The following is a 6,510-nucleotide window of genomic DNA, read 5'->3' as shown; positions in this document are numbered from 1 at the left end:
GCAATAAAAAACCACCCGAAGGTGGTTTTCACGACACTGCTTTATCATTGATTTTATAGCTTTTATTCCCATGGTGCCCGGGGCGGGACTTGAACCCGCACAGCGCGAACGCCGAGGGATTTTAAATCCCTTGTGTCTACCGATTTCACCACCCGGGCTCGGGAAGAAAGTGGAGGCGCGTTCCGGAGTCGAACCGGACTAGACGGATTTGCAATCCGCTACATAACCGCTTTGCTAACGCGCCAAAACCTTTCACCTTTGCAGGCTGTAACAGAATTTCTGTTACATAAATTTGGAGCGGGAAACGAGACTCGAACTCGCGACCCCGACCTTGGCAAGGTCGTGCTCTACCAACTGAGCTATTCCCGCAAAATCATTTAATGAAGCTTAAAGCTAATCATTTGATTTTACTATCTTCTGGCAAGCTGTGCTGCCGTTCGATGCGTTGCATTCTACTTACCTGACGCGGTGAGTCAATGAAATTTTCCGTCACCACGCTTCGTTTGCTGAAATTTACACCGTACCGATCACGCTTCACGCAATTAACCCCTCAAAGCGGCTAAAAAATAGCACATCGCAGGGTAAAAAAATCAAATTTGATAATCCAGCACGGTTTCTTCGGGCTCGAGTGCCAAACGCTTAATGTCCGCGACAGAGAGCTCCGGGTTACATAATTCGATAAAACGCCATACATAGTTGCGCTGGAGTTGCCCGCGCTTAAGCCCAAGCCACACTGTGTTGGCGTCAAACAGATGACGCGTATCGAGCCTGACCAACTCCCCTCCTTCCTCGCCACTTGCCTGAAACGCCACCAGGCCAATCCCCAGCCCTAATTCAACGTAGGTTTTGACGACGTCAGAATCTTGCGCACTCAGGACAATATCCGGCGTTAACCCACGGCGAGAAAACGCCTCATCAATACGCGCACGCCCTGTTATGCCCTGGCGATAGGTAATAATCGGCCAGCGGCTGATATCGTCGAGCGTAAGTGGATTAGCATGAATCAAAGGATGGCCGCGTGGCACCAGTAACGTGTGGTACCAACGGAACCAGGGATAGGCAACCACTAACGGGTCGGTGCTTAACCGTTCACTGGCGATACCAATATCCGCCGTACCGTTGTGCAACAACGTTTCTATCTCTTGTGGCGTCCCCTGAATTAATTCAAGCCGCACTTCTGGAAACAACGCGCGGAAAGATTTAATTACTGACGGCAAGCTGTAGCGGGCCTGGGTATGGGTCGTCGCAATGGTCAGCACGCCACTGGCGTCATTGGTGAACACATCGGCGAGGCGTCGGACATTACTGGCTTCATTAAGGATACGTTCGGCAATCACCAGCAAGGCTTTGCCGGGTTCGGTCATGCCTAATAAGCGTTTTCCGCGGCGGATGAAGATCTCGATACCGAGTTCTTCTTCCAGTTCACGAATATGGCGACTGACGCCAGATTGAGAGGTGAAAAGCATGTTGGCGACTTCAGTCAGGTTGTAGTCCCGCCGGGCCGCCTCACGAATAATTTTAAGTTGCTGGAAGTTCACATTGCCCCCGGGGCATGACCGTTCTTTACACTATTGTTAAAGTGGCTACCCCGAGATAACAAATAATAAAAACCCGCAACTTATACGATTTAGCAATAAGCCAAATTAGCCGACTAACAGCAATTCGCGATTTTCCTGCACCGGACGAACCACCAAAGACATTAAAATGTCTTTTACCGCCTGCGCTTGTGGCGACAACGCAGTCCGAGCGGACAGATTGACCGAGAGCGGTAAATTCAGTGACGGGCTCGTAATGCGCGCCATCCAGCCATTGGCTGAACTCACCAGCGAACGCGCCGCTGATTCTGGCAACACGGTGACACCCATACCGCTCGCAATGGCTGCGGTTAGCGTCGAAATAGAATCAATCTCACCGGTGATTTTCGCCGTCAGGCGACGCAGCGAAAATGCTTCATCGACACGTTTACGAACAGCACTGTAATCACGCGGCAGGAATAGGTTCATTTCGGCCACCGCAGCGAGATCGACTGTCTGACCTGGACAGTCGCGGGTGCCGACAAGAAACAACTCCTCTTTCAGTAACGGTTGGCTAATGATGCCTGCCGTCGGAGAACGGTCATACAAGACCGCCATGTCAAGCTGGCCGCTTAACAGCTTGTCATTCAGGACAGAACTACTGTTCTCATGCAGATAGACCAGCACGTCGGGTAACTCCGCACGCACTGCCTGTAATAGAGGCATGGTAATCGATGACGCTGCCGTGCCAGGCGCAAGTCCGATAGAAACCTGTCCGCCTAATGTTTGGCCCACATTGCAAACGGCCAGCTGTGCCTGCTCGCACTGGCGAAGAATGGTTCGCGCATGGGTATAGAGGATTTTTCCTGCTTCTGTTGGCGTTACGCCGCGTTTAGTGCGAATTAACAGCTGTTGATCCATTTCACCTTCAAGGGTAGCAACTTGCTGGCTCAGCGCTGGCTGCGCAATATGCAGCACTTCTGCGGCCTGAGTCAGGCTACCAATATCGACGATTTTTACGAAGTACTTCAGTCGTCTTAAATTCATTTTGCCTCCTACACGGAATGCCAACGCCAGTCTCGGCAGTGATGTCTTCCTAGGAATTGCAAGATGCTTGCCACTTTTGAGAAACATCTGACCAGATGCGCTAACAGGCTGGATTATAAGCGAAAGTGATTAAAGCGGCAGGATTCAGGATTGAAACAGTGGTTCTCTTATGCCCCATTAGAGGTACGTGCGCACCATGATAGTGCGCACATGCCAATAAGTATGGAATAAACTGCTAGACGCCCGCCCACCACAGGCGCAGCTTCATGCCCCAATAGCTGGTCCAGCCGGTAGTCGATGAGACGACCTCTCCTTTATAAAGCACCACCAGCGTAGGTGTCACGCCAATCTGCCAGTGGCGGGATAACGCACCCGAAGCGTCATTAACCACCGGCAGTATCACCTTCTTCTGCGCCAGCCAACGCGCCACTTCTTGCGGTTCGCCCGAACGCAAAGCGATGGACATCACGTTGGCCTTCTCTTCTACCAGACGCGCAACAGATGGCGTGGTGTAGCGACATACGCCACACCAACTCGCCCAGAAATAGAGCAGCAGCGGGCGTTCTTCACTCAGCGCATTCAGGGTAATCGTCTGGCCATCCACTGTATAAAGCGGCGTGCTGTCAAAAGAGCCTGGCATTTTCGGCGCGCGCCACCAGTCCATCAGGACCACGATGGTGACCACAATCAGCACGATGACCAGCGATTCTCGCCCCCAACGTCGTAGTTTACTGAACATTCGCCTGTTTCCTTTTCTCTTGAATCAGCTCGTCAAGGGAGTCCCAGGGCACAGCTCCCGCGAGTAACGTATCGCCAACCAGCGTCGCCGGTGTGCCCTGTACACCGACCACCCGCGCCAGTTGCAGATTGAGGTTCAGGGTTTCACGGCTCAGTTCATCCGGCACGACGTGTGTTGCGCCACTTTTTGTTGCCGCCGCATCAATGGTCGCCGCCGTATGGTTGCCCTTTTTCGACATCAGACTTTGGTGCAGAGCGAGAAACTGCTGTGGATGTTCACGCCAGGTAGTGAGCGCCACGCGTGAAGCCAGGGATGAGGTTTCACCGCGAAAAGGCAGCAGTTTGAACACCACCGCCACATCGGGATATTTCTGCACCACTTTTTCCAGCATCGGGTCGAACTGTTTACAGTACGGGCAGTTGTAATCCGTAAAAGAGATGATGGTGAGTCTGGCATTGGCAGCCCCCATCCGCGGGCTGGCCGGGTCATGGAACAACGCCTGGTAAATCATTTCCTGCATCTGATCTTCTTCGGATGGCGTCGCGGCAGTTGCACTAAAAGTGGTCGCCAGTAACAGCAAAAGTGTCATCAGCATTTTCATTATTCATTTCCTTTTGCAGCAGTGAGCGAGTTCAGAACCCCGTCCCGGGTTAAGAGTGTCGGTAACGGTTTTCCGTCGGGATAGCCAGGGCCGTAGATTTGATTGAATGGCACACCCGCCTGGCCGCGTTGCCTGAGAAACTCAGTGATTTCTTTTGAAGGTAGCGTCCAGTCACCGCGCAGTGCGACCACATCAGACGCCTGCAAAGCAGCCTGCACATCATCACGAGAAATGACATTTAACTTGTTAATTTTGCAGGTGATACACCAGTCAGCCGTGACATCAATAAACAAACGTTTATTTTGTGCCAGGGCATCCGCAATCGCCTGCTCGCTAAGGGGTTGCCAGGCGATATGTTCATCCGGTGCGGTGTTAGCGACCGAGCTGAAATGCACCGGTAACAGGGTTGCCAGCCACAATGCTGACCCAAGCATCATCACCGCCAGTATCCGGCGCAGCCACAGCATCCAGCGCCCGGGTTTAGGCAGACGTAGCGCAAGCGACGGACGCAGTGCTATCAATAGCCACGGCAGACTCATCCCCACCCCCAGAGCGAAGAATATTCCCCATAAGGTGGGCAATGAAGCCCCTAACGCGATGGCAACCGCAGTTCCCAAAAACGGTGCACTGCAAGGTGTCGCCAATAGCGTCGCCAGCACGCCCTGCCAGAAGTGCCCGCTCAAGCCACTTCCCCCCTGCGTGGCGAGTCTGGTCGTCACTTTCGATGACAGCCGAATCTCAAACAGGCCAAACAGGTTGGCACTAAACACCAACATCACTAACACCATAAAACCGATAAACCAGACGTTCTGGAACTGGATGCCCCATCCCACCGCCTGATGGGTTAAGCGCAGCACCGTCATTAACAGCGCCAGCGCCATAAACGACACCAGAATCCCGATAAACGACGCGAGGAATTGCTGGCGGATCCGGCGTTGATCCTGCTTTTCTACCAGCAGCACCGAGCCCAGTTTCATGCCAAGCACCGGCAAAACACACGGCATCAGGTTGAGGATAAAACCGCCCAACAGAGCAAACAGCAACACCTGCCAGAGAGGTAAATCATCGCCCGCATCCGGCACCGTTAGCGCATCATCAATCGTGACGCTGCTTTGCTGCGCGACACCGTTATCGGCGATAACCAGCGACAAATGGCGTCCACGCAGATCCGGTCCGGCACCGTCCCAACCGTCGCTCACCGGGATAGTAGCCCACAGCGTTTCGCCATCCACACGCGTCTGGGGTTTACCGAAACTGGCATCTTCCGGCATATCCAGATACAGCTGAGGTTTCTCCCAGCCCGCTGCACGCGTGGCTTGTACCACTAACGCCGCATGGTGATATCCGGCTTTCAGATTATCCGTCAGCCCATTTGGCAGCGGCACCTTGCCCATTGCTTGCGCAAAATCATGGGCAAACGTCGCATCACTTTGACTGGGCTTGATTTCAAACGGGAAGTCGGTGAGCAGGCAGACATCTTTGCACGTCGACAGCGTCAGGACACCGGCGATTTTTGTCGGGTCCTTTTCTGCCAGTTTTATCGGGATACTGACCTGATGCTGGTAGCCCTGGGTGGTTATCCCCCCAACATCGAAGCGTTGTGGAACCGGCCAGAACCATTGGGCTTTTTTTACCGGTTCATGCCAGGAAATCACCGGCGCAACGCCGCCATCACCAGGTGAACGCCAGTAGGTTTTCCAGCCATCCTCAAGTTTTATATCCAGTAAAACCTGAGTTTCGCCTTGCGGGGAAATATCCGCACGCAGACGCACGCTCGCATGATTATTGTCGGCGGACTGAAGCCAGCCAGATTGTGCAGCCCAGCTGGCAGGCAGCCATAGCAGCAATAGACAGAACAATGTCTGCCTGAAAAGACTCAACATAATGTTTCTCCATAAATGAATTATCGAACTGTGTTAAACAGCCGAACTCATTCACGGAATACGCAAAATCGCAGATGGACTCTGAGTGTGGGGGAAGAAAATTCCCGAATGGGGACAAGAGAGGAAGCTGCCGACTGCAATGGCGCAAGCAGCGTCACGAGCAGGGTGAAGATAAACAGCGCAGCTTCAAACAGCACGGGCGGCGAGGCAAGTAGCGATTTAGCGCTCAATTCACATGGCGTAAGCGACGAGGCTTCATCAACATCGGAAATACTGTTTTGGGTCAGCATTACGCTTTGGGCAGCTTTCATTTGCAAAGCGTGCATCCCCGCCATGCGCTGCGCGGTGCACACCAGCACCACCAGACACGTCAGGAACAAAAACCACTTTGCGATTTGCTGCTGTTTAAACATGAATGCTTCACTCCATTTGAACCGCATATCTTAGCCCGTCACCTCCGTTTGGCAACCAAAGTGCTGTAAAGATATGTCTGCTGCGTCAAATACAGCGGTTTGCTTGTTTTATCAGCAAACGAACCAATGACGTGTTGAGAGGCTTTGACAAGCCTGAAACGCCTCGCTAATATGCGCCCCGTTAACCGATTCCTCTGTAGTTCAGTCGGTAGAACGGCGGACTGTTAATCCGTATGTCACTGGTTCGAGTCCAGTCAGAGGAGCCAAATTAAAGAAGCCTGCTTAGGAAACTAAGCAGGCTTTTTGCTTTCTG

The 6,510-nt window shown here is 52.9% G+C and carries 6 protein-coding genes and 4 tRNA genes; 1 reads left to right on the top strand and 9 read right to left on the bottom strand.

Annotated elements, in window-relative coordinates; genetic code table 11:
• Positions 1-71 precede the first annotated feature (71 nt).
• The 9 genes from WBL83_RS12025 to WBL83_RS11985 all read right to left on the bottom strand — a co-directional run bounded on the left by WBL83_RS12025 (position 72) and on the right by WBL83_RS11985 (position 6,197).
• Positions 72-158: transfer RNA gene (locus WBL83_RS12025), tRNA-Leu, on the bottom strand.
• Positions 159-170: 12 nt separating this feature from the next.
• A tRNA-Cys gene (locus WBL83_RS12020) sits at positions 171-244 on the bottom strand.
• A 49-nt stretch (positions 245-293) separates the two neighbouring features.
• A tRNA-Gly gene (locus WBL83_RS12015) sits at positions 294-369 on the bottom strand.
• Positions 370-590: 221 nt separating this feature from the next.
• Positions 591-1,538, bottom strand: coding sequence for an HTH-type transcriptional regulator Cbl (gene cbl, locus WBL83_RS12010; protein ID WP_424589382.1), 948 nt, complete (start codon positions 1,536-1,538; stop codon positions 591-593).
• Between the two features lie 105 nt (positions 1,539-1,643).
• Positions 1,644-2,561, bottom strand: a complete 918-nt coding sequence (gene nac / locus WBL83_RS12005) for a nitrogen assimilation transcriptional regulator NAC (RefSeq protein ID WP_424589381.1) — start codon at positions 2,559-2,561, stop codon at positions 1,644-1,646.
• A 235-nt stretch (positions 2,562-2,796) separates the two neighbouring features.
• Positions 2,797-3,300: a protein disulfide oxidoreductase gene (locus WBL83_RS12000; protein WP_424589380.1), complete on the bottom strand. Its 504-nt coding sequence runs from the start codon at positions 3,298-3,300 to the stop codon at positions 2,797-2,799.
• Positions 3,290-3,901, bottom strand: a complete 612-nt coding sequence (locus WBL83_RS11995) for a DsbA family protein (protein ID WP_424589379.1) — start codon at positions 3,899-3,901, stop codon at positions 3,290-3,292. Before WBL83_RS11995 ends, WBL83_RS12000 begins: the two co-directional genes overlap by 11 nt.
• Entirely contained in the window at positions 3,901-5,784 is a 1,884-nt protein-coding gene (locus tag WBL83_RS11990) for a protein-disulfide reductase DsbD family protein (protein ID WP_424589378.1), read from the bottom strand. The genes WBL83_RS11995 and WBL83_RS11990 overlap by 1 nt, the downstream gene beginning before the upstream one ends.
• A 47-nt stretch (positions 5,785-5,831) precedes the next feature.
• On the bottom strand, positions 5,832-6,197 hold the full coding sequence (locus WBL83_RS11985) for a copper resistance protein (protein ID WP_424589377.1): 366 nt from the start codon (positions 6,195-6,197) through the stop codon (positions 5,832-5,834).
• Between the two features lie 190 nt (positions 6,198-6,387).
• Between WBL83_RS11985 and WBL83_RS11980 the strand changes: the two genes are divergently transcribed.
• Positions 6,388-6,463 (top strand) — tRNA-Asn (locus WBL83_RS11980).
• Positions 6,464-6,510: the final 47 nt, after the last annotated feature.

Source organism: Buttiauxella sp. (assembly GCF_049686335.1).
Taxonomy (GTDB): domain Bacteria; phylum Pseudomonadota; class Gammaproteobacteria; order Enterobacterales; family Enterobacteriaceae; genus Buttiauxella.
This window is presented reverse-complemented; position numbering and strand designations above follow the sequence as displayed.

Excerpts from the sequence above, each read along its gene's own strand:
- WBL83_RS11990 (WP_424589378.1), bottom strand. The coding sequence starts at position 5,784 with ATGTTGAGTCTTTTCAGGCAGACATTGTTCTGTCTATTGCTGCTATGG.
- WBL83_RS12000 (WP_424589380.1), bottom strand. The coding sequence starts at position 3,300 with ATGTTCAGTAAACTACGACGTTGGGGGCGAGAATCGCTGGTCATCGTG.
- WBL83_RS11985 (WP_424589377.1), bottom strand. The coding sequence starts at position 6,197 with ATGTTTAAACAGCAGCAAATCGCAAAGTGGTTTTTGTTCCTGACGTGT.
- WBL83_RS11995 (WP_424589379.1), bottom strand. The coding sequence starts at position 3,901 with ATGAAAATGCTGATGACACTTTTGCTGTTACTGGCGACCACTTTTAGT.
- nac (WP_424589381.1), bottom strand. The coding sequence starts at position 2,561 with ATGAATTTAAGACGACTGAAGTACTTCGTAAAAATCGTCGATATTGGT.